Raw genomic sequence first — 21561 nt, forward strand, 5'->3', positions numbered from 1 at the left:
CGATTGTCAGGGCGGGTCGGTCCGCGCCAACACGAGGGCGCTGACGCGCGCCGCTCCCGCCGCGCGCACGGCCACCGCTGCCGCATGCAGCGACGCCCCGCTGGTCATCACGTCGTCGACCAGCAGCGCCGACTTCCCCTTCAGCTCGTGAACCCGCAGGGGATCCACCCCGAAAGCCCCTTTGACGTTGCCTTCGCGCGCCGACCGGTCCAGCGAGGCCTGGGCTGCCGTGTCACGCAGGCGCAGCAGCAGGCGGGTTTCGGTCTTGCCGGACGCGATCTCCCGGGCCAGCTGCACGGCCTGGTTGAAGCCGCGCTCGGCCAGCCGGGTCGTGGCCAGCGGCATCGGCAGGACGAGGTCGGCGGCGTCCAGCTCCTGGGCCACGCCGGGCACGGAACGCATCAACCCCGACAGGCTGCGGGCCCAGCCGGGCTCGCCGTGGAACTTGAAGCGCGCGACCAGGCTGGACCAGGGATAGCCGTAAGAGACGGCGGCGTAGCAGGCGTCCAGGGGCGGGCTGGCGTGCAGGCAGGCGCCGCAGGTGACGATGCCTTCCGGGACCGGCAGGGCGCAGCGCCGGCAGCGCAGCCGCGGGCGGGCGAAGCGCTCCAGGCAGGCGGCGCACAGGGCATGGGCCGGCCAGGCGCCGCAGACGGCGCAGCGGCTCGGGGCGGCTTTCGCCACCTTTTGCAGCCAGGCGGTGCGCATGGGTCAATATACTCGGCGCCCCATGGCCACAGAACGTCCGCCCACCATCAGCCCCGCCGCCGCCGCGCGCTGGCAGCACGCCGCGCCCGCCGGCAGCCCCTGGCTGCACGAGGAAGTGGGCCGCCGCATGGAGGAGCGCCTGGAGTGGATCAAGCGCGCCCCCACGGCCTGGGCCGACTGGGAGCCGGTGCGCGGCGGCCTGGCCGTCCACCAGCAGATCGCCCAGCGCTATCCCCAGGCCGTGGTGCACGTGGTCGAGCCCGAGCCGCGGCGGGAGGCGGTGGCCAAGGCCAGCCTGGCCAAGCCCTGGTGGCGGCGCCTGGGCGGAGGCGGCCCCGCCATCGGCCCGGTCGCCCCCGGCACGGTGCAGATGCTCTGGGCCAACATGCTGCTGCACATGAGCGCGGAGCCGACGGAGCTGATGCGCGAGTGGCACCAGGCGCTGGCCGTCGACGGCTTCCTGATGTTTTCCTGCCTCGGGCCCGACACGCTGAAGGAGCTGCGCGCGTTGTATGCGGCCCTAGTCTGGCCGGCGCCGGCCCACGAATTCACCGACATGCACGACTGGGGCGACATGCTGGTGGCCAGCGGCTTCGCCGAGCCGGTGATGGACATGGAGCGCATCACGCTGTCCTTTGCCAGCCCCGGGCGGCTGCTGCAGGAGCTGCGCGAGCTGGGCGCCAACCTGCATCCCGGGCGCTTCCCGGCGCTGCGCGGGCGGGCCTGGAAACAGCGCCTCGAGGATGCGCTGGACCAGCACCTGCGCGGCCCGGACGGGCAGCTTGCACTCACCTTCGAGGTCATTTACGGCCACGCGCTGAAGCCCCTGCCGCGCGCGAAGGTCAGCGAAAAGAGCAGCGTCTCGCTGGAAGACATGCGGGCCATGCTGCAGGCTGACAAGCGTGGCCGCGAATAGCCCGGAGTTGAGCTTTCTCAAGAGCGCAAGCTAGGGAAAGCCTTAGGCAGGCTCCCGCTACAATCCCCGGTTGATTTTGCGTGCGTCGCCCGTGTCGAACCTCGTATTTCGTTTCGCCACTGTCCAGGGCCAGGCCATCCACTGGTTCCTGAGGCGCAACTGCTCGGTGACGCCGGCCCAGCTGGGCTGGCTATACGCCTCGCTGTGCGTCGTGTCGCTCGGAATCGGAACCTTTTTCTGGTTCCAGGGGGCGGTACTGATTCTCCCCTTCGCCTGGCTCGAACTGGCCGCTGTCGGCATTGCCTTCCTGGCGTATGCACGGCACGCGGCCGACCGCGAGCACATCCTGCTGCAGGGCCGCAGGCTGGTGGTGGAGACGGAGAACGCGGGCCGCCTGGAGCGGGCGGAATTCAACCGGGACTGGGTCCGGGTGGAGCCGGCGGCGGACGAGCGATCGCTGATCGAGGTGTCCGGCCAGGGCCGGAGGGTGACTGTGGGGCGCTATCTCAGGCCGGAACTGCGGCCGGCGCTGGCGAGGGAGATCCGGCAGGCGCTGCGGGAGACTTGAGCGGCTGCCAGGATCGCACGGGACGGTTTTTTGAATTGAAGGCTTGAGGCTGAAAACGATGAAGAGTGTTTCGAAGATCGTGGCGTCACTCATTGGCGCCGGCGTCGGAGCGGCCCACGCGGTGAACTCCCTGCCCGGCGGGCCCGCCGTCCGTCAAATCAACCTGCATCCCCCCGTGACGCGCATCGCCGAGGAGCAGGCGTGGCTGCACTCCTTCATGATGGTCACCTGCGTGGTGATCTTCGTGGCGGTGTTCTCGGTGATGTTCTATTCCATCTGGAAGCACCGCAAGTCCGTGGGCCACAAGCCGGCCAACTTCCACGAGTCGGTGACGGTGGAAGTGATCTGGACCATCATCCCCTTCGTCATCGTGATCCTGATGGCGCTGCCGGCCACCAAGGTGCTGGTCGCCTCCAAGGACACCAGCAACGCCGACCTCACCATCAAGGCCACCGGCTACCAGTGGAAGTGGGGCTACGACTACCTGGCCGGCGAAGGCCAGGGCGTGAGCTTCCTGTCCACGCTGGACCCGGTGCACCGCGAACTGTCCAACGAAGGCGCCACCGCCGACCTGCCCGACAACTTCCTGCTGAAGGTGGACAACCCGCTGGTGGTCCCCGTCAACAAGAAGGTCCGCATCATCACCACCGCCAACGACGTGATCCACGCCTGGGGCGTGCCGGCCTTCGGCGTCAAGCAGGACGCCATCCCCGGCTTCGTGCGCGACACCTGGTTCCGCGCCGAAACGGTGGGCGACTTCTACGGCCAGTGCTACGAGCTGTGCGGCAAGGAACACGCCTTCATGCCGATCCACGTGAAGGTGGTCTCGGCCCAGGACTACACCAAGTGGGTGGACGACCAGAAGAAGGTGATGGCCGCCAAGCAGGATGACCCGAACAAGGTTTGGGCGCTGAACGACATCATGGTCCGCGGCGAGAAGGTCTACGCCAACACCTGTGCCGCCTGCCACCAGCCGAACGGCAAGGGCGCCGGCCCGATCCTTCCGCTGGACGGCTCGGCGATCGTCCAGGACGCCGACAAGACCAAGCAGATCCACGTCGTGCTGAACGGCCGCAACGCCATGCCGGCCTGGAAGGGCCAGTTGAGCGACACCGACATCGCCGCCGTCATCACCTTCACGAAGAACCACTGGTCCAACAAGACGGGCCAGCTGGTCCAGCCCGCCGAAGTGCTGGCGCAGCGCGGCAAGTGAACCGGGCAGAGGAATAGAGGAAGACCATGAGCGCAGTTCTCGATCCCCACGGCCACGGCCACGCCCAAGGCCATGACGACCACCACGCGCACGCCCCGACCGGCTGGCGTCGCTGGGTCTACGCGACCAATCACAAGGACATCGGCACGCTGTACCTGCTGTTCTCCTTCACCATGCTGATGATCGGCGGCACGCTCGCGATGCTGATCCGCGCCGAGCTGTTCGAGCCCGGCCTGCAGCTGGTGAACCCCGAGCTGTTCAACCAGCTCACCACCATGCACGGCCTGATCATGGTGTTCGGCGCGATCATGCCGGCCTTCGTGGGCTTCGCGAACTGGATGATCCCGCTGCAGATCGGCGCGCCCGACATGGCCTTCGCGCGGATGAACAACTTCAGCTTCTGGCTGATGATCCCGGCGGCGCTGATGCTGGTGGGCTCGTTCTTCGTGCCCGGTGGCGCCCCCGCCGCCGGCTGGACGCTGTACGCGCCGCTGACGCTGCAGATGGGCCCGTCGATGGACGCCGGCATCTTCGCGATGCACATCCTGGGCGCCTCCTCGATCATGGGCTCGATCAACATCATCGTGACCATCCTCAACATGCGTGCCCCCGGCATGTCGCTGATGAAGATGCCGATGTTCGCCTGGACCTGGCTGATCACGGCCTACCTGCTGATCGCGGTGATGCCCGTGCTGGCCGGCGCGATCACGATGACGCTGACCGACCGCCACTTCGGCACGACGTTCTTCAACCCCGCGGGCGGCGGCGACCCGGTGATGTACCAGCACATCTTCTGGTTCTTCGGCCACCCCGAGGTCTACATCATGATCCTGCCGGCCTTCGGCATCATCAGCCAGGTCGTGCCGGCCTTCGCGCGCAAGCGCCTGTTCGGCTACGCCTCGATGGTGTACGCGACCAGCTCGATCGCCATCCTGTCCTTCATCGTGTGGGCGCACCACATGTTCACCACCGGCATGCCGGTGACGGGCCAGCTGTTCTTCATGTACGCGACGATGCTGATCGCGGTGCCGACGGCCGTGAAGATCTTCAACTGGATCGCGACGATGTGGCAGGGCTCGATGACCTTCGAGACGCCGATGCTGTTCGCCGTGGGCTTCATCTTCGTGTTCACGATGGGCGGCTTCACGGGCCTGATCCTGGCCATGGCGCCGATCGACCTGCTGCTGCAGGACACCTACTACGTGGTGGCGCACTTCCACTACGTGCTGGTGGCCGGCTCGCTGTACGCGATGTTCTCCGGCTTCTACTACTGGTCCCCCAAATGGACCGGCGTGATGTACAACGAGGCCCGCGGCAAGATCCACTTCTGGTGGTCGCTGATCTCCTTCAACGTCGCCTTCTTCCCGATGCACTTCCTGGGCCTGGCCGGCATGCCGCGCCGCTACGCCGACTACCCGGCGCAGTTCGCCGACTTCAACGCGGTGGCTTCCGTCGGCGCGTTCTTCTTCGGCTTCGCCCAGGTGTACTTCTTCTTCGCCATCGTGCTGCCCATGCTGCGCGGCAAGGGCGAGCCGGCGCCGCAGCGCCCGTGGAACGACCCGGACGGCAAGGGCGCCGAGGGCCTGGAATGGGAAGTGCCGTCGCCGGCGCCCTTCCACACCTTCGAGACGCCGCCCCGCCTGGACCCGACCGCCACCCGCGTGCTCGACGCCCGCGTGCAGCCGGAACACCCCGGCGCGGTGCACCACTGAGCATGGACATGGACGACAAGGAACGCCGCAAGGCCAACGTGCGGCTGGGGCTGATCCTGGCCTCCATCGCGCTGGTGTTCTTCCTCGGCTTCTTCGCGAAGATGGCTTTCCTGGGCCATTGAAATGCGCCGCGAGAACGCCCTGATGTTGCGCAAGCTGGCCGTCGTGGCGGCCGGCATGTTCTGCTTCGGCTACGCGATGATTCCGCTGTACCGGCATATCTGCGAAATCACCGGCATCAACATCCTGGCGTTCGGCGAGAAGGAAGTGCCGGGCGGTTCCACCGCGCGGCCCAACACCCAGGTCGACGCCGCCCGCACGATCACCGTGCAGTTCGACGGCAATTCGCACGGGCTGTGGGCGTTCAAGCCGCTGACCGCGCAGGTCACCGTGCATCCGGGCGAACTGGCCACGGTGATGTACGAATTCCAGAACACGCAGCCCAGGCGCATGTCGGCGCAGGCCATCCCCAGCTACGCGCCGCGCAACGCCGGCCCGTACTTCAACAAGCTGGAATGCTTCTGCTTCAACCAGTACACGCTGGAGCCGGGCGAGAAGAGGCAGTGGCCGGTGGCCTTCGTGGTCGACCCCAAGCTGCCCAAGGACGTGAACACGATCACGCTGTCGTACACCTTCTTCGAGGTGGGAGGCAAGATGCCGGAGGCGCCGGGATGAGTTTCGGGCGCACCGTGAAGACCGTGCTGTGGTCTTTCATCGGCATCCGCAAGCGCAGCGGGATGGAGGAGGACCTGGGCAAGGTCAACCCGTTCGCGGTGATCGCGGTGGCGCTGGTGGCGGTGGCAGTCTTTGTGGGAGCGCTGATCGCCCTGGTGAACTGGGTGGTCAAGCACTGAAGATCGAAAGAAAGAAACGGATAGAGGATCAGGAGTCAAGATGAGCTCTAGCGCACCGGGCACCACGCCCCACTACTTCGTTCCCCAGCCCTCGCGCCACCCGGTGTTCGCGGCGTTCGGGTTGTTCTTCGTCATCTTCGGCGCCGCCAACTGGATCAACGGCGAGCACTTCGGCATGTACGCGCTGGCCTTCGGCCTGCTGTGGCTGTTCTGGGTGCTGTCCCAGTGGTTCGGCGACGCGATCCGCGAAAACGAAAGCGGCCTGTACGGCCGCAAGATCGACCTCTCGTACCGCTGGAGCATGAGCTGGTTCATCTTCTCGGAGGTGATGTTCTTCGGCGCCTTCTTCACCGCCCTGTGGTGGATGCGCTCGCACTCCGTGCCGGCGCTGGGCAGCGTGGACAACGCGCTGCTGTGGCCCGACTTCAAGGCCGTGTGGCCCAGCGTCTCGCCCGGTGCCACCGCTTCGCCCGGCGGCATCATCGAGCCCTTCGAGACGATGACGCCGTTCTGGCTGCCGACCATCAACACGGCGCTGCTGCTGTCGTCCGGCGTCACGCTGACGATTGCCCACCACCTGCTGCGCGACAACAAGCGCGGCGCCACCATCTTCTGGATGTGGGTCACCGTGCTGCTGGGTTTCACCTTCGTCTGCGTGCAGGCCTTCGAGTACTGGCACGCCGCCCACGAGATGAACCTGACGCTGCGCTCGGGCGCCTACGGTTCCACCTTCTTCATGCTGACCGGCTTCCACGGCTTCCACGTGCTCGTCGGCATGCTGATGCTGTTCTTCATCACCATCCGCATCATGAAGGGCCACTTCACCCCCGAGCGCCACTTCGGCTTCGAAGGCGCCGCCTGGTACTGGCACTTCGTGGACGTGGTCTGGCTGGGGCTGTACACGCTGGTGTACTGGCTCTGAAGCCGGGCCCGGCGCCTGAGGAAAGGGCCGCAAGCGCGGCCCTTTTTTCTTAGTGCAGGGGAATTCCGGTGGGCCGGATATATCCCAGCTTCCAGGCCAGCAGGATTCCGAGGAACACCAGGATGGAAAAACCGACGCGGAAAGCCAGCGCCCGGGCCATGTTGTTGGTCTTGGGCTTGCCGTTCCTGCCTTCGGTCATCATGAAATACAGCGCCGAGCCCAGGCTGGCGAGGATGGCGACGAAGCCCAGGGCCACGAGGATTTTCATGGCTGCGATTATCCCGCCGGGGCAGGCCGCATGATGAAACGCGTGATCATCGCGCTGGCGGCCCTTATTGGCATCGCGGTCACGGTCTCCCTGGGCTTCTGGCAATGGGGCCGCGGCGAGATGCGCACCGCCTTGCACGACGCCCAGGTGCGCCAGGAGCAACTGGCGCCGGTCGATGCGGAGGCGCTGGTGCGCAGTGCGGCCGTGCACCCGAAGGGCGACGATCCGGAAATCCTGCACCGGGCGGTCACCGTGCGTGGCCAGTGGCTCCCCGAACACACTGTCTGGCTCGACAACCGGCAGATGAATGGCGCGCCGGGCTTCTACGTGGTCACGCCGCTGCGGCTGGAGCACAGCCGCGACGTGGTGCTGGTGCAGCGGGGCTGGGCGCCGCGCAATTTCCAGCAGCGCACGGCGCTGCCGCTGGTGCAGACGCCGCCCGGCACGGTGGAGGTGCGAGGCCGCGTCGCCCCGTCGCCGGCCAAGCTTTATTCCTTCGGCCCGGATGAGGCCGGGACGATCCGGCAGAATCTCGAAGTGGCCGGCTTCCGTGCGGAAACCGGCCTGCCTTTGCTGCCCGTGTCCGTGCAGCAGGAAGGCGCCGCCTCCGAAGGCCTGCAGCGGCAGTGGCCGCAGGCCGGCAGCGGCGCCGACAAGAACTATGGGTATGCCTTCCAGTGGTGGGCCATCGCCGGCCTGATCGCCGTCCTCTATGTCTGGTTCCAACTCGTCCAACCCCGCCGCCGCCGACACCGGGGCCTTTGACCAGCCGCTCGGGCTGACGGTGCACTCGCTGCCGCTGCCGCAGGAAGCGGCGCTCGTCGACGAGCAGCGCACGCGCTCCGGCCGCTGGAAGATGCTGGCCGTGATGCTGGTGTGCGCAGCGCCCGTGGTCGCCTCCTATTTGACGTACTACGTGATCCGGCCGGAGGGCCATCGCAGCTACGGCGAGCTGATCGAGCCGCAGCGCCCGATCCCGCCGGTGGCCGCGCGCACGCTCGACGGCCAGGCGGTGAACCTGACCAGCCTGCAGGGCCAGTGGCTGCTGGTGAGCGTGGCCGGCGGCGCCTGCGACGCGAAGTGCGAGCGCCACCTGTACCTGCAGCGGCAGCTGCGCGAGGGCCTGGGCCGGGACAAGGAGCGCATGGACTGGGTCTGGCTGGTCGACGACCAGGCACCGGTGCGCGAGGCGCTCAAGCCCGGCCTGGCCACCGCCACCGTGCTGCGCATGGACCCGGCGCAGCTGGCGCAATGGCTGGCACCCGAGGCTGGCCATGCGCTGGCCGAGCACCTGTACGTGGTCGACCCCATGGGCCACTGGATGATGCGTTTCCCCGCCGGCGTGGAACCGGCGAAGGCGCGGCGCGACCTGGAGCGGCTGATGCGCGGCTCCGCGGGCTGGGACCAGCCCGGACGCCCGAACAACTGACTGGCATGACGGACGCTTCGCTGTACGACCTCACGCCCGCCATCAGCCTGCTGCTGGTGGGCCTTGCCGTGGCCAGCGGCCCGCTGACCTGGGTCTGGCTGCGCCATCGCCAGGCCGGGCGCGGCCAGTGGGTCGTGGCCCTGACGGTGCTCACCCTGTTCCTGAGTTTCGACCTGGTGCTGTTCGGCGCCTTCACGCGCCTCACCGACTCCGGCCTCGGCTGCCCCGATTGGCCGGGCTGCTACGGCAACACCAGCCCCACGGGCGCATCGGCGCAGATCCGCGCCGAGGAAGTGCGCCTGCCCGAAGGCCCGGTGACGCATTCGAAAGCGTGGATCGAGATGGTCCACCGCTATCTCGCGGGCGGCATCGGCATCCTGGCGCTGACCCTCGCCGCCGCGACCTGGTGGCGCCGCCGCGACCTCGCCGTCAGCCCCTGGTGGCCGACGGCGACCGTGTTGTGGATCTGCGTGCAGGCCGCCTTCGGCGCGCTCACGGTGACGATGAAGCTGTTCCCGGCGATCGTCACCCTGCACCTGCTGGGCGGCATGGTGCTGCTGGCGCTGCTGACGGTGCAGGAAGTCGCATACCGCCAGGCCCAGCGCGGCTCGGGGCCGCTGGCGCTTGCCGCGCCGTTGCGCGGGTGGCTGATCGCGGCCTATGCGTTGCTGTGGCTGCAGGTGGCGCTGGGCGGCTGGGTCAGCACCAACTATGCGGTGCTGGCCTGCAGCAGCTTCCCGACCTGCCAGGGCTCGTGGTGGCCGCCGATGAATTTCGCGCAGGGCTTCGAGCTGTGGCGCCACCTGGGCATGACGGGCGCCGGCGAACCGATCACCTTCTACGCGCTCACCGCCATCCATTACACGCACCGGCTCGCGGCCTACGCGGTGTTCCTGGTGCTGGGCGTGCTGGCCTGGCAGCTGCGGCGCGGTCCGCTGCACCGCTTCGCGAAATGGCTGGGCGTGCTGCTTGGGTGGCAGTTCCTGTCCGGCCTGTCGAACGTCGTGCTGGGCTGGCCGATGGTGGCGGCGCTGGCCCACACGGGTGGCGCTGCCGGCCTCGTGGTCGCCCTGACCTGGGCGATCCGCGAAAGCCGCGCCGAAGACACCGTGGCGCGCAGCGCGCACGCGCGGGAGGTGCGGGCATGACTTCGCACTGGCGCCAGTTCTATGCGCTCACCAAGCCGCGCGTCGTGCAGCTGATCGTCTTCTGCGCGCTGATCGGCATGGTGCTGGCCGTGCCCGGCCTGCCCTCGTGGCACGAAGTGCTGCTGGCGGTCATCGCCTGCGCCGGCATCTGGCTGGTGGCCGGCGCGGCCGCCGCCTTCAACTGCCTGGTGGAGAAGGGCATCGACGCCAAGATGCGCCGCACGGCCTGGCGGCCCACCGCGCGCGGCGAGTTGAGCGACTGGCAGACATTGCTGTTCGCCGCGGTGCTGTGCGCGATCGGCTGCTGCGTCTTGTACGCCTGGGTGAATCCGCTCACGATGTGGCTGACGCTCGCCACCTTCGTCGGCTATGCCGTCATCTACACCGTCATCCTGAAGCCGCTGACGCCGCAGAACATCGTGATCGGCGGCGCCTCGGGCGCCATGCCGCCGGTGCTGGGCTGGGCTGCGATGACCGGCGAGGTCGGGCCGCAGGCGCTGATCCTGTTCCTGATCATCTTCCTCTGGACCCCGCCGCACTTCTGGGCGCTGGCGCTGTACCGGGTGGAGGACTACCGCAAGTCCGGGTTGCCCATGCTGCCGGTGACGCACGGCAACGAGTTCACGCGGCTGCAGATCCTGCTGTACACGCTGGTGCTGTTCGCCGCCTGCCTGATGCCCTTCGCCTACGGCATGAGCTCCTGGCTGTACCTGGTCGTCGCGCTGGTGCTGAGCGCCGGCTTCACCTGGTACGGCTTCCGGCTGTGGCGCGAGTACTCCGACGCGCTCGCGCGCAAGACCTTCCGTTTCTCCCTGATCCACCTGAGCGTGCTGTTCGCGGCGCTGCTGGTGGACCACTACCTGTTCTTCTGAGGCTGCCATGCTGCACCGACGCACCGTCCTTCTTTCGCTTGCCGCGCTGGCGGCCTGCACCGAGAGCAAGCCGCAGTTCAAGGCCGTGGACATCACCGGCGTCGACTACGCCCGCGATTTCCAGCTGCCCGACCAGAACGGCAAGGTCCGCACCTTGAAGGACTTCGCCGGCAAGGTGGTGGTGGTGTTCTTCGGCTACACGCAGTGCCCCGACGTCTGCCCGACGACGCTGGCCGAGATCGCGCAGGCGAAGAAGCTGCTGGGGCCGGACGGCGACAAGGTGCAGGGCATCTTCATCACGGTCGACCCGGAGCGCGATACGCCCGAGATCCTGAAGGCCTACATGGCCAACTTCGACCCGAATTTCATCGCGCTGCGCGGCAACCTCGAGCAGACCGCCGCCGTCGCCAAGGACTTCAAGGTCTACTACAAGAAGGTCGAAGGCAAAACGCCCGGCAGCTACACCATGGACCATTCGGCGGCCAGCTTCGTCTACGACCCGCAAGGGCGGCTGCGCCTGTACACGCGCTTCGGCAGCGGCCCGCAGGCGCTGGCCGACGACATCAAGCTGCTGATCCAGCAGCAGGCGTGATGGAACAGCTCCTTGGGCGAAAGGGCGCCGCGCGCATCGCGCTGATCCCGCCCGAGGTGCTGCTGGCGCTGAACGCCGGCGCGATTCCCACGGTCAACCTCAACGAGTTCCTGGCACTGGACCTGCCGCTGCTGGCCGCCAACGTCGCCCAGCACATCGGCCTGGAGCCGCAGGCCGAGCGCCTGCAGGACACGCTGGCGATGCTCCCAGCCTTCCCGCCGGTGAAGCGCCACTCGCACGTGGCGCGCGCCTTCTACGACCTGGCCGAGCCGCGCGTCGATCGCGATGCGATCGCGCACGCTCTGGCCACGCACGCCAGCGACGTCGCGCGCTGTTGGGCCGCGCAGTGGGTCGCCTTTGCGCGCATGCCGCTGCCGGAGAAACTGCAGGCGGTCTTCCGCTTCGCCGCCGATCCGCATTTCGGCGTCCGCGAGATGGCGTGGATGGCGGTGCGCGACGAGATCGCGGGCGACGTGGAGACCGCCGTGTGCCTGCTCGCGCCCTGGGCCACGCATCCCGACCCCAACATCCGCCGCTTCGCCAGCGAGGCGACGCGCCCGCGTGGCGTCTGGTGCGCGCAGATCGACGCGCTGAAGGCCGAGCCCTGGCGCGGCCTGCCCCTGCTGCAGCCGCTGCGCGCCGACGCCAGCCGCTACGTGCAGAACTCGGTGGCGAACTGGCTGAACGACGCGGCGAAGACCCAGCCGGAGTGGGTGGATCGGGTGTGCGAAGAGTGGGCGGCTTCCGATGCTTCCCCGGCGACCGCGTACATCGTCAAGCGCGCCCGCCGGAGCATGGCCTAGAAATTCAACGGCCGGATCAGCTTCCGCGCATCCTTCTCGAACAGGTCCAGCGCGTCCACCACCCACTGCAGCGTGGTGGCTCCATCCAGCGCCTCGTGCGGGATCAGCGCCACGGTCACGTTGAACTTGAGCGTCAGCGCCGCCGGCAAGGCTTCGGTCTGGCGCAAGCCGCTGGCGACGATCTGCTGGGCCCGCGACGTCACGGACGGGCCGTCCATCGGGCCTTCCATCAGCACGGCGAACTCGGCGTCGCCGACGCGCGCGGCCATCTCGATGTCGTTGATGCAGCGGCGCAGGTGCGAGGCCGCCACCACCAGCGCCTTGTCGACCGCTTCGCGCCCGAACTCGTCGGCGATGGCGCCGAGGTTGGCGATGCGCACGCCCAGCAGCGCGAGCTTCACCTTCTGGTTGCGCGCGCGGACCAGCGAAGTCTCCAGCCGCCCGACCAGCGTGCCGCGGTGCGCCAGGCCGGTGAGCGCGTCGGTGTGGGCCAGCGCCGCGGCCCGCACCGAGGCCTCGCGCCGGCGCACGCTGCGCACCTGCAGCGCGTAATAGAGGACGGGCATCTGCAGCGCGGTGCCGAAGAACACGGCGTAGCGCGTGAGCAGGCTCACCGGGATCAGGTTGAAGGCGCGCGCCAGCGGGAACAACGCCAGCACGACCAGGGGCAGGAAGCCCAGGGCGATCAACCGCAGGTCGCGGTCGCGCCCGTCGATCCAGCCCCAGACCATCATCGCCACCAGCGCCGCCAGCGCCAGGCCGCTGAAGATCAGAACCAGCTCCATGGTGCCGCGCGTCTGCAGCATGGCGTCCAGCGCCACGGCCAGCAGGATCGCCGCGACCAGGCCAAAGACGCCGAGGTCCAGCCCGCGCGAGAGCCGCGCCGGCTCGGTGACCAGGCGCACGAACCAGAGTCCCGCGGCCACCGGCAGCCCTGGCCAGGCCAGCACCGCCAGGTCGTTCCAGTAAGGCCAGTCGGGCCAGATGTGCTCCGCGCCCAGGCCGGCGCGTGCCAGCTGGCTCGCGCCCACCACCACGATGTAGGCGGCGAAGGCCAGGAAGGCGCGGTCGCGGAAGGCCAGGCCGCTCGCCAGCGCGGCCAGCGCCAGCAGGGCGGAGACGCCGAAGTAGGCGCCCAGCAGGAACTGCTCGCGGTCCCGCTTGGACAGCAACGTGCGCTCGCGGTACAGCGTCACCGGGGCTGCGAAGTCCAGGTGGGTGTGCTCGATCCGCATCCAGTAGCGGACCACGCCATTGCTCGCGGGCGCGAGCTCGAAGGTGGGGTAGCGGCCCGGGATGGGCCAGACGGAGGTGGGCTGGCTGTCGCCGGCTTCCTGGACCACCCAGGCGCCAGTTGCCTTGTTGCGGTAGAACAGCTGCACGCGGTCGATGCCGGCGCCGCCGACCTCGACGAACCATTCATCCGCGTCCGCGATGCGGGCGTCGAACTGCAGCCACAAGGCCTTGCCGTCGAGGCGGTCGGACTGTTCCGCGCGGCGGCGCGTCCAGGGCAGGGTCTCGGCCTGCTTCTCGACCTGGTCGATCTTCGCCAGGCCCTCGTCGTCGATCCAGGACCGCATGAAAGGGTAGAGCGGAGTGGGCTCTTCGCCCTGCGGTTCCGCAATGGGAATGTCACCGGCCGGGAGCCGCGCGGGCGCCGCGGCCATTGCCGTGGCGCAGGCAAGCAGCAGGGCGCACAGCGTCTGGAATACGAACCTCAGCATCGCCCACGATTGTTGCAGGCACGGCTGAGTTCAGCACCTGTTTTGGCTCGCGCGGGCCCTGCTTTGGCGCGCTCCCACAACGAAAAAGCCCGGCGGGGCCGGGCTTTCACGTCGGGGCAGGGCGCAGGCTTAAGCGTATGCCGCCAGTGCCTTCTTCATCTTCTTCATGGCCGCCGATTCGATCTGGCGGATGCGCTCGGCCGACACGCCGTATTCGGCGGCCAGTTCGTGCAGCGTCATGCCGCCGGAGCCGTCGTCGTTGACCTTGAGCCAGCGCTCTTCGACGATGCGGCGGCTGCGCGGGTCGAGCTGCTCCAGGGCCGCGGCGATGCCGTCGCTGGCCATGGTGTCGCGCTCGCGGTTCTCCAGTTCCGCCGTCGGCTCGTGCGAAGCGTCCGCGAGGTAGGCGATGGGGCCGAAGGACTCCTCGCCGTCATCGCCCGGGCCCGGGTCCAGCATGACGTCGCCGCCGGACATGCGGGTTTCCATCTCGATGACTTCCTCGCGCTTGACGTTCAGCTCGCGCGCCATCACTTCGATCTGGGCGTCCGTCAGCGTGTCGCGGTGCGTTTCCGCGTTGGCGTCGTCCTTGAAGCCCTGCTTCATCGAGCGCAGGTTGAAGAACAGCTTGCGCTGGGCCTTGGTCGTCGCGACCTTGACCATGCGCCAGTTCTTCAGGATGTACTCGTGGATCTCCGCCTTGATCCAGTGCAGCGCGTAGCTCACCAGGCGCACGCCCTGGTTGGGGTCGAAGCGTTTCACGGCCTTCATCAGGCCGATGTTGCCTTCCTGGATCAGGTCGCCGTGGGGCAGGCCGTAACCCAGGTATTTGCGGGACACCGACACGACCAGCCGCAGGTGCGACAGCACCAGCTTTCCGGCGGCTTCCAGGTCGTTGGTCTCGCGGTATTTCTTCGCGTACTCGACTTCCTCTTCGGGCGTCAGCATCGGGAGGCGGTTGACCGCCGAGATGTAGGCGTCCAGGTTGCCCAGCGACGGAACGACGGCCCACGGGTTGGCGACAGCCAGCGCGGTGGTTCCTGCGGTTCCAATGGTTGAGGACATGACCGAAACTCCTTCCTTCATTTTCATATTAGCACTCTGTTAGAGAGAGTGCTAAGGCTTGGGTTCCGTAGTCAGAATAGCCGATTCCGGGTAATCCCTTGTTTACCCGAGAATGAGCAAGGGGTGGCAACCCGACGGCCGGCCGGCCGTAGCTGAGCCGTAAGCGTGCGCTTACCAGCGGATGCCCAGCTTCAGGAACAACTTGCTCAGGACGAAGATGGGGCCGACCCACAGGTACTGCAAGTCCTCGAAAAAGGACGGCTTCCTGCCCTCGAGCTTGTGGCCCACGAACTGGGCGATCCAGGCGCCCACGAAGATGGCGGCCGAGATGGCCAGCACCTGGTCGCCCATGGCATGGACCAGGCCCAGGCCGACCAGGGACAGGAGCGTCATGGCCGCCAGGAAGACCGTGGACAGCCGGGCGTAGTAGGCCATGCTGGCCAGCACGAAGGCGTAGGGCACCCAGGGGTGGATGGCCGCCAGCAGCCCCAGCAGGCTGAGCATGATCAGCGGGATGGCCACGAAGTGGATGCGCTCGTTGGCCGGGTTGCGGTGGCTCTCTTCGTAGTGCGTCAGCAGCTGGTCGACCTTGCGGGCTTCGATCATCGTGGACATGCTTCGCTCTCCTGCGGACGGCGGGACAATGGGACCATTGTGGAAGGCCGCGCCATGGACGGCTGTAAAGACCGCGACATCCTGGCCGTCACCACCACGGCCGGCACCCGCGCCGCGCCGTTTTACGACAACAGCGCCAGCGCGAACTCCCGCGCGTCGAAGGTCTCCAGGTCTTCCAGCTTCTCGCCCACCCCGATGAAATAGACCGGGATCGGCTTCTCCTGCGCGATGGCCGCCAGCACGCCGCCCTTGGCCGTGCCATCGAGCTTGGTGACGACCAGGCCCGTGAGCTGCAGCGTGCCGTCGAAAGCCTTCACCTGCTGCAAGGCGTTCTGGCCGGTGTTGCCGTCGATCACCAGCAGCACCTCGTGCGGCGCGCTGGCTTCGGCCTTGGTGACCACGCGCTTGATCTTGCGCAGTTCTTCCATCAGGTGCAGCTGCGTCGGCAGGCGGCCGGCGGTGTCGACGATGACCACGTCCTTCTTGCGCGCGCGGCCCGCCGTAACGGCGTCGAAGCTCACGGCTGCCGGGTCGCCGCCTTCCTGGCTGACGATCTCCACCCGGTTGCGGTCGGCCCAGACGGCCAGCTGCTCGCGGGCGGCGGCGCGGAAGGTGTCGGCCGCGGCCAGCAGCACCGTCTCGCCGGCGTCGGCGAGATGCTTCGTCAGCTTGCCGATGGAGGTGGTCTTGCCCGCGCCGTTGACGCCGGCCACCATGATGACGGTGGGCTGGTGCTCACCGATCACCAGCTCCTTCTGCAGCGGCTTGAGCAGCTGGGTGAGGGCGTCCACCAGGATGTTCTTGGCCTGCACCGGGCGGGTGGCGCCGGTGGCGGCCACCTTGCGCTTCACCTCGGCCAGCAGGAATTCGGTGGCGGCCACGCCGGTGTCGGCCAGCAGCAGCGCCGTCTCGAGCTCCTCGTAGAGCGCGTCGTCGATCTGGGCGCCGGTGAAGACCTGCGAAATATTGGAGCCGGTCTTGCGCAACCCGGCGCTCAGGCGGTCCAGCCAGCTTTGCCGTTCGGGCGCGACGGGCGCCGGCGCGGGGATTTCCAGGGCGGCGCCGAGCTGGCTGCCGATCAGGGAGCCGGTCCGGGCTGGCGCAGGGGCAGGGGCCGAAACCGGGGCCGAAACCGGCGCTGGGACCGGAATGGGCACCGAAGCCGGGACCGGGGCCAGCGCTGGGGCCGGAACCGGGGCTGGCGCGGGCGCCACGACCGGAGCGGGCGCCAGCGCGGGCGTGGATGCCGGCGTGGCCGGTTTCTGCTCGGGCGGCGGCGCCGGCGGAGCTTTTTTGCGGAAGAAACTGAACATCGGAACCCGATCTTGAATCACACTGATTCTATGAAACGGCATCTGCGCGCTTTTGTCCTCCCCCTCTTCTCAACTTTGGCGCTTCTCTCGGCAACTTCCGCCCCGGCCCAGATCTCCGGCCCGCCCCCGGCCCAGGAAAAACCCGTCGAATACCAGTTGCCCAACGGCTTCACGGTGATCATCAAGCCCGACCGCCGGGCGCCCACGGCCGTCCACATGGTCTACGTCCGAGTGGGTTCCATGGACGAAGTGGATGGATCCACAGGCCTCGCCCACATGCTGGAACACATGATGTTCAAGGGCACCAAGGACGTGAAGCCGGGCGAATTCTCGCGCCGCGTGGCCGCCCTGGGGGGCCGCGAGAACGCTTTCACGACCCGCGACAACACCGGTTTCTACCAGCAGATCCCCGCTTCCCGGCTGGAGGACGTGATCAAGCTGGAATCCGACCGCTTCGCCCACAATCAGTGGCCGGACGACGAATTCAAGCGCGAGCTGGAGGTGGTGAAGGAGGAGCGCCGCATGCGCACCGATGACAACCCGCGCGCGCAGCTGTTCGAGCAGCTCAGTGCCGAGGCCTACATGGCTTCGCCCTACCGTCGGCCGGTGGTCGGCTGGATGAGCGACCTCGATTCCATGCAGGCGGACGATGCCCGCAACTTCTACAAGCGCTGGTACGTGCCGGCCAACGCCGCGGTGGTGATCGCCGGCGACGTCGACGTCGCCAAGGTCCGCCAGCTGGTCGACAAGTACTACGGCAGCATCCCCGCGCACGCCGTGCCCACGCGCAAGCCGCGCGAGGAGCCGGAGCAGCACGGCATCCGCCGCCTGGACTTCAAGGCGCCGGCCGACCAGTCCTACGTCGCACTGGCCTTCAAGGTGCCGCAGCTGCGCAACTTCGACAACTCGGTGGAAACCAATGACGCCCTGGCGCTGACGGTGCTGGGCGCCGTGCTCGATGGCTACGAAGGCGCGCGCCTCGATCGCGCCCTGACGCAGGGCCCGGACCGCGTGGCCGACAGCGTCAGCGCCGGCAACGGCCTGTCGGGCCGTGGGCCGCAGATGTTCACGATGACCGGGGTGCCCGCCAAGGGCAAGACCCCGGAACAGGTGGAAGCGGCGCTGCGCGCCGAGATCGCCAAGGTGGCGCGTGATGGCGTCAGCGAGGCCGAACTGAATCGCGTGAAGGTCCGCTGGGTCGCCGGCGAGGTCTACAAGCTCGACTCCCTGATGAACCAGGCGCGCGAACTGGGAGGCAACTGGATCGTGGGCCTGCCGCTCGACGCCGACCAGCGCCTGCTGGATCGCCTGCGCGCCGTCACCGCCGACCAAGTGAAGGCGGTCGCCGCCAAGTATTTCGGCGATGACCAGCTCACGGTGGGCGTGCTGCGCCCGCTGCCCGTCGATCCGAACCGCAAGCCGCGCACGCCGACGGTCCAGATCCACCACGAATAAGCCATGACCCGAACGATGAACACCCTCTTCAAGTGGGCGGCGCCCGCCTTCGTGGCCGCCAGCCTGGCCGCGCCGGCGCATGCCGCCCTGCCGATCCAGAAATGGCAGCAAGCCAGCGGCGCGCAGGTCTTCCTGGTCGAAAGCCCCAGCCTGCCGATCGTCGACGTGGAGCTGGATTTCGACGCCGGTGACCGCCGCGACCCGGCCGACAAGGCCGGCCTGGCCAGCGTCACGGCGGAAATGACGTCCAAGGGCCTGCTGGCCCGCGACGGCCAGCCGGCGCTGGACGAGAACCAGCTGTCCGAGGCCTGGGCCGACCTGGGCGCCGGTTTCGGCGCCAGCGCCGGCGCGGACCGCATGAGCTTCACCCTGCGCTCGCTGACTTATCCCGACCTGCTGCCCAAGGCCGTGGCGCTGGCCGCGCGCCAGCTGGGCGAGCCCTCCTTCCCCGAGAACATCTGGGAACGCGAGCGCCAGCGCCTGTCCGCCTCCATTCGCGAGGCCAACACGCGCCCCGGCACCGTGGCCGGCCGCGCCTTCTCGCAGGCCGTGTACAGCGGGCATCCCTACGGCTACGAAACGACCGAGGAGTCGCTGTCGCACATCTCCGTGGCCGACATGAAGGAGGTCTACAAGCTGGTCCAGCCCTGCCGGGCCAAGGTGAGCATCGTCGGCGCCGTCAACAAGGCACAGGCCGACCAGATCGCCACTGCGCTGCTGGCGCGGCTGCCCGCGGGCAGCTGCACGCCGCTGCCGGCGGTGCCCGAGGTGCCCGCGCTGAAGGCCGCAGCCGAGCGCGACATCCCCTTCCAGGCCGCGCAGGCGCAGGTGCTGATCGGCCAGCCGGGCTACAAGCGCTCCGACCCGGACTACTTCCCGCTGCTGGTGGGCAACTACATCCTGGGCGGCGGCGGCTTCGTGTCGCGCCTGTCGCAGGAAGTGCGCGAAAAGCGCGGCCTGAGCTACAGCGTCTACAGCTACTTCAATCCCGGCATGCACGCCGGCGCCTTCACGCTGGGCCTGCAGACGCGCCCCGACCAGGCCGCCCAGGCGGTGCAGGTGTCGCGCGACGTGCTGCGGCGCTTCGTCGCCGAAGGGCCGACCGAGGCGGAAATGAAGGCGGCCAAGGACTTCATGATCGGCGGCTTCGCGCTGCGCATCGACAGCAACAGCAAGCTGCTGGACAACCTGGCCAACATCGCCTGGAACGACCTGCCCCTGGATTACCTGGACACCTGGACCAAGGAGGTCGAAAAGGTGACCGCGGCCCAGGTCAAGGCGGCCTTCGAACGAAAGTTGCAGCCGGACCGGATGGTGACGGTCGTTGTGGGCGCCCCCGTGGCATCCACCCGACAGTAACCCCCTCTTGCCGGGTGGGCCCCTGTCAATGTTGACAGGGGGTTTCAAGCGGACGTTTTGCGAAGCCTGAACAATGGCGATGCGCTGTCACGCAAAACCCAGGCGAACAAGGATTCCGACTGGTTCACAGGGAGAGAGTGGGGGCACGGCCTGTGGCCGTGCCCCTTTTTTTTTTATGCTCGGCGCCATGCCTCGCAATATTCCCCGTTCCGCCGCCGCCGTGGCGCGCACCGCGCCGCACCAGATCCGCATCATCGGCGGCCAGTGGAAACGCACCCGGCTCGAAGTGGCCGACCGCCCCGGCCTGCGCCCCACCCCTGATCGCGTGCGCGAGACCTTGTTCAACTGGCTGGGCCAGGACCTCACAGGCTGGCGCTGCGTGGACGCCTTTGCCGGCACCGGCGCCCTGGGGCTGGAAGCCGCTTCGCGCGGCGCGGCCGAAGTGCTGCTGGTCGAAGCGGAGGGAGACCTGGTCGACCAGCTGCGCGCGGTCGCTAGGAAGCTGGAAGCCACCAACGTCACCGTGCAACGTGGCAACGCGTTGAATGTCCTGCCGACGCTTGCCGCTGCCAGCGTGGACCTGGTGTTCCTGGACCCGCCCTTCGAGGCGGACCTCTTCGACAAGGCGCTGGCCGCGGCCCTGCCGGCGCTGGCGCCGCAAGGCTACGTCTACCTGGAAGCGCCGGCCGAATGGAACGCCGAAGCGGTGGGCCGCCACGGCTTGGGCCTGCTGCGGCACACGCGAGCCGGGGCGGTGCACGGCCACCTGTTGCAGCGCGTTGCATAATGCAGCGCAGCAATGCGCCGAGGCGGCCATTGAGGAGAGCACCACCATGGCCAACGACGTCATCGCCGTCTACCCCGGTACCTTCGATCCCATGACCCTGGGCCACGAGGACGTGGTGCGGCGCGCCTGCCAGCTATTCGGCCGCATCATCGTGGCCGTCGCCGCGGGGCACCACAAGAAGGCGCTGTTCACCATGCAGGAGCGCATCGACATGGCCCGCGAGGCCCTGGGCGGGCATCCGCAGGTGACGGTGGAAGGTTTCTCGGGCCTGGTGCGCGACTTCGTCGTCGCCCGCGGCGCCAAGGCCATGGTCCGCGGCGTGCGCGCCGTGACCGACTTCGACTACGAATTCCAGCTGGCCGGCATGAACCGCCACCTGATGCCGGACGTGGAAACCGTGTTCCTCACGCCCAGCGACAAGTACCAGTTCATCAGCAGCACCTTCGTGCGCGAGATCGCGGTACTCGGTGGCGAAGTCCACCAGTTCACCTCGCCGACCGTGCAGCAGCGCCTGGTCGAAAAGGTGCGCAGCCTCGGCCGCGATTGACTACAAGGCGGTGAGCCAGTCCCACAGGACGGCGTTCACCACCTCCGGCTGCTCCATCGTCAGCATGTGCCCGCAACGGGGCACCATCACCAGCCGCGCGTCCGGAACGAGTTGCGCGATCTCGCGCGAATGCTCCGGCGGCGTCAGGCGGTCGTCCTCGCCGCACATCACCAGCACCGGGCAGCGCAGGCTCGCGAGATGCAGCCGCGCATCGGGCCTGGCGATCACGGCGCGGTTCTGCGCGATCAATTGCTCCGCGCCCGCTTCCAGCACGAAGTCCAGGTACGGCTGCGCCAGCGCGTCGGCGTTGGCCGGATGGAAGGCGAAGGCTACGTTCGGCTCGATGACCTCCCGCACCTTGCCCTGCGCGAACAGCACGATCGCGTCCTCGCGCAGCCGGCGCATGTCGTCCGTCTCGGGCGATGCATTGGTGCCGAGCAGCGCCAGGCCGGCGATGCGCTGCGGCGCCAGCCGCGCGGCTTCCATGGCGACCATGCCGCCCATGGACGCGCCGCACAGCACCAGCCGCCCTTCGTGCTCGTGCAGCAGGGCCGCGGCCATGTCGACGATGCTGCGATGCCGCATGTTCACGTCGGTGACCGTGGGCTGCAGGTCGGCGAGGCCGGCAAGCTGTTCGCGCCACATGGCCGCGTTGCCGGCAAGCCCCGGAATCAGGATCAATCTGTCCATT

General features: G+C 68.2%; 25 protein-coding genes. 18 read left to right on the forward strand and 7 right to left on the reverse strand.

The genetic code is table 11. From position 1 onward, the window contains the following. Positions 1–6: 6 nt before the first annotated feature. A complete protein-coding gene (locus HHL11_RS05200; protein ID WP_169417367.1) occupies positions 7–708 on the reverse strand; it encodes a phosphoribosyltransferase family protein in 702 nt (233 codons plus the stop codon). Positions 709–730: 22 nt separating this feature from the next. Between HHL11_RS05200 and HHL11_RS05205 the strand changes: the two genes are divergently transcribed. The 8 genes from HHL11_RS05205 (at position 731) to HHL11_RS05235 (ending at position 6893) form a co-directional block, all read left to right on the forward strand. Continuing rightward, the gene (locus tag HHL11_RS05205; protein ID WP_169417368.1) at positions 731–1624 is read left to right on the forward strand and encodes a malonyl-ACP O-methyltransferase BioC; all 894 of its coding nucleotides are present in this window, start codon (positions 731–733) and stop codon (positions 1622–1624) included. 91 nt (positions 1625–1715) lie between these two features. Next, positions 1716–2192, forward strand: a complete 477-nt coding sequence (locus HHL11_RS05210; RefSeq protein WP_169419920.1) for a DUF2244 domain-containing protein — start codon at positions 1716–1718, stop codon at positions 2190–2192. Between the two features lie 58 nt (positions 2193–2250). Continuing rightward, positions 2251–3405 carry a cytochrome c oxidase subunit II gene (coxB, locus tag HHL11_RS05215; RefSeq protein ID WP_169417369.1) on the forward strand — a complete coding sequence of 385 codons (1155 nt, stop codon included), beginning with the start codon at positions 2251–2253 and terminating at the stop codon, positions 3403–3405. A gap of 26 nt (positions 3406–3431) precedes the next feature. Further along, positions 3432–5117, forward strand: coding sequence for a cytochrome c oxidase subunit I (ctaD, locus tag HHL11_RS05220; RefSeq protein WP_169417370.1), 1686 nt, complete (start codon positions 3432–3434; stop codon positions 5115–5117). 8 nt (positions 5118–5125) lie between these two features. After that, positions 5126–5239 (forward strand): cytochrome oxidase small assembly protein, encoded by a 114-nt coding sequence (locus HHL11_RS34295; protein WP_240980009.1) that lies wholly within the window; start codon positions 5126–5128, stop codon positions 5237–5239. After that, positions 5235–5792, forward strand: a complete 558-nt coding sequence (locus HHL11_RS05225; RefSeq protein ID WP_169419921.1) for a cytochrome c oxidase assembly protein — start codon at positions 5235–5237, stop codon at positions 5790–5792. Before HHL11_RS34295 ends, HHL11_RS05225 begins: the two co-directional genes overlap by 5 nt. After that, positions 5789–5971, forward strand: a complete 183-nt coding sequence (locus HHL11_RS05230; protein ID WP_169417371.1) for a DUF2970 domain-containing protein — start codon at positions 5789–5791, stop codon at positions 5969–5971. Before HHL11_RS05225 ends, HHL11_RS05230 begins: the two co-directional genes overlap by 4 nt. 40 nt (positions 5972–6011) lie before the next feature. Next, positions 6012–6893: a cytochrome c oxidase subunit 3 gene (locus HHL11_RS05235; protein ID WP_169417372.1), complete on the forward strand. Its 882-nt coding sequence runs from the start codon at positions 6012–6014 to the stop codon at positions 6891–6893. Positions 6894–6942: 49 nt separating this feature from the next. On the opposite strand, the gene HHL11_RS05240 is transcribed toward HHL11_RS05235, so the two are convergent. Further along, positions 6943–7161, reverse strand: a complete 219-nt coding sequence (locus tag HHL11_RS05240; protein WP_205964210.1) for a twin transmembrane helix small protein — start codon at positions 7159–7161, stop codon at positions 6943–6945. 30 nt (positions 7162–7191) lie between these two features. On the opposite strand from HHL11_RS05240, the gene HHL11_RS05245 reads away from it, so the two are divergent. The 6 genes from HHL11_RS05245 to HHL11_RS05270 are packed head-to-tail and all read left to right on the forward strand — an operon-like array spanning position 7192 to position 12005. Further along, entirely contained in the window at positions 7192–7926 is a 735-nt protein-coding gene (locus HHL11_RS05245; protein ID WP_342593177.1) for an SURF1 family protein, read from the forward strand. Further along, positions 7874–8590: an SCO family protein gene (locus HHL11_RS05250; RefSeq protein WP_169417374.1), complete on the forward strand. Its 717-nt coding sequence runs from the start codon at positions 7874–7876 to the stop codon at positions 8588–8590. Before HHL11_RS05245 ends, HHL11_RS05250 begins: the two co-directional genes overlap by 53 nt. A gap of 5 nt (positions 8591–8595) precedes the next feature. Then, a complete protein-coding gene (locus tag HHL11_RS05255; protein ID WP_169417375.1) occupies positions 8596–9738 on the forward strand; it encodes a COX15/CtaA family protein in 1143 nt (380 codons plus the stop codon). Beyond that, the gene (gene cyoE / locus HHL11_RS05260) at positions 9735–10610 is read left to right on the forward strand and encodes a heme o synthase (protein ID WP_169417376.1); all 876 of its coding nucleotides are present in this window, start codon (positions 9735–9737) and stop codon (positions 10608–10610) included. The genes HHL11_RS05255 and cyoE overlap by 4 nt, the downstream gene beginning before the upstream one ends. Positions 10611–10617: 7 nt before the next feature. Beyond that, on the forward strand, positions 10618–11202 hold the full coding sequence (locus HHL11_RS05265) for an SCO family protein (protein WP_169417377.1): 585 nt from the start codon (positions 10618–10620) through the stop codon (positions 11200–11202). Then, complete coding sequence (locus HHL11_RS05270) at positions 11202–12005, forward strand: DNA alkylation repair protein (protein WP_169417378.1); 804 nt, start codon at positions 11202–11204, stop codon at positions 12003–12005. Before HHL11_RS05265 ends, HHL11_RS05270 begins: the two co-directional genes overlap by 1 nt. Here HHL11_RS05270 and HHL11_RS05275 read toward each other — a convergent pair. The 4 genes from HHL11_RS05275 to ftsY form a co-directional block, all read right to left on the reverse strand. Continuing rightward, complete coding sequence (locus tag HHL11_RS05275; protein WP_169417379.1) at positions 12002–13585, reverse strand: sensor domain-containing diguanylate cyclase; 1584 nt, start codon at positions 13583–13585, stop codon at positions 12002–12004. The genes HHL11_RS05270 and HHL11_RS05275 overlap by 4 nt on opposite strands. A gap of 273 nt (positions 13586–13858) precedes the next feature. After that, complete coding sequence (rpoH, locus tag HHL11_RS05280; protein WP_169417380.1) at positions 13859–14794, reverse strand: RNA polymerase sigma factor RpoH; 936 nt, start codon at positions 14792–14794, stop codon at positions 13859–13861. Positions 14795–14965: 171 nt separating this feature from the next. Next, the gene (locus tag HHL11_RS05285; protein WP_169417381.1) at positions 14966–15409 is read right to left on the reverse strand and encodes an Mpo1 family 2-hydroxy fatty acid dioxygenase; all 444 of its coding nucleotides are present in this window, start codon (positions 15407–15409) and stop codon (positions 14966–14968) included. A gap of 122 nt (positions 15410–15531) precedes the next feature. Beyond that, positions 15532–16722, reverse strand: coding sequence for a signal recognition particle-docking protein FtsY (gene ftsY, locus HHL11_RS05290; RefSeq protein ID WP_169417382.1), 1191 nt, complete (start codon positions 16720–16722; stop codon positions 15532–15534). Between the two features lie 30 nt (positions 16723–16752). On the opposite strand from ftsY, the gene HHL11_RS05295 reads away from it, so the two are divergent. The 4 genes from HHL11_RS05295 (at position 16753) to coaD (ending at position 20870) form a co-directional block, all read left to right on the forward strand. Then, positions 16753–18177: a M16 family metallopeptidase gene (locus tag HHL11_RS05295; RefSeq protein WP_169417383.1), complete on the forward strand. Its 1425-nt coding sequence runs from the start codon at positions 16753–16755 to the stop codon at positions 18175–18177. Between the two features lie 15 nt (positions 18178–18192). Next, a complete protein-coding gene (locus tag HHL11_RS05300) occupies positions 18193–19536 on the forward strand; it encodes a M16 family metallopeptidase (protein WP_240980011.1) in 1344 nt (447 codons plus the stop codon). A 187-nt stretch (positions 19537–19723) separates the two neighbouring features. Beyond that, positions 19724–20323, forward strand: coding sequence for a 16S rRNA (guanine(966)-N(2))-methyltransferase RsmD (rsmD, locus tag HHL11_RS05305; RefSeq protein WP_240980012.1), 600 nt, complete (start codon positions 19724–19726; stop codon positions 20321–20323). 46 nt (positions 20324–20369) lie between these two features. Beyond that, complete coding sequence (gene coaD / locus HHL11_RS05310) at positions 20370–20870, forward strand: pantetheine-phosphate adenylyltransferase (protein ID WP_169417386.1); 501 nt, start codon at positions 20370–20372, stop codon at positions 20868–20870. Here coaD and HHL11_RS05315 read toward each other — a convergent pair whose 3' ends face one another. Continuing rightward, on the reverse strand, positions 20871–21560 hold the full coding sequence (locus HHL11_RS05315; protein ID WP_169417387.1) for an alpha/beta fold hydrolase: 690 nt from the start codon (positions 21558–21560) through the stop codon (positions 20871–20873). Position 21561: the final 1 nt, after the last annotated feature.

Source organism: Ramlibacter agri (assembly GCF_012927085.1).
Classification (GTDB): domain Bacteria; phylum Pseudomonadota; class Gammaproteobacteria; order Burkholderiales; family Burkholderiaceae_C; genus Ramlibacter; species Ramlibacter agri.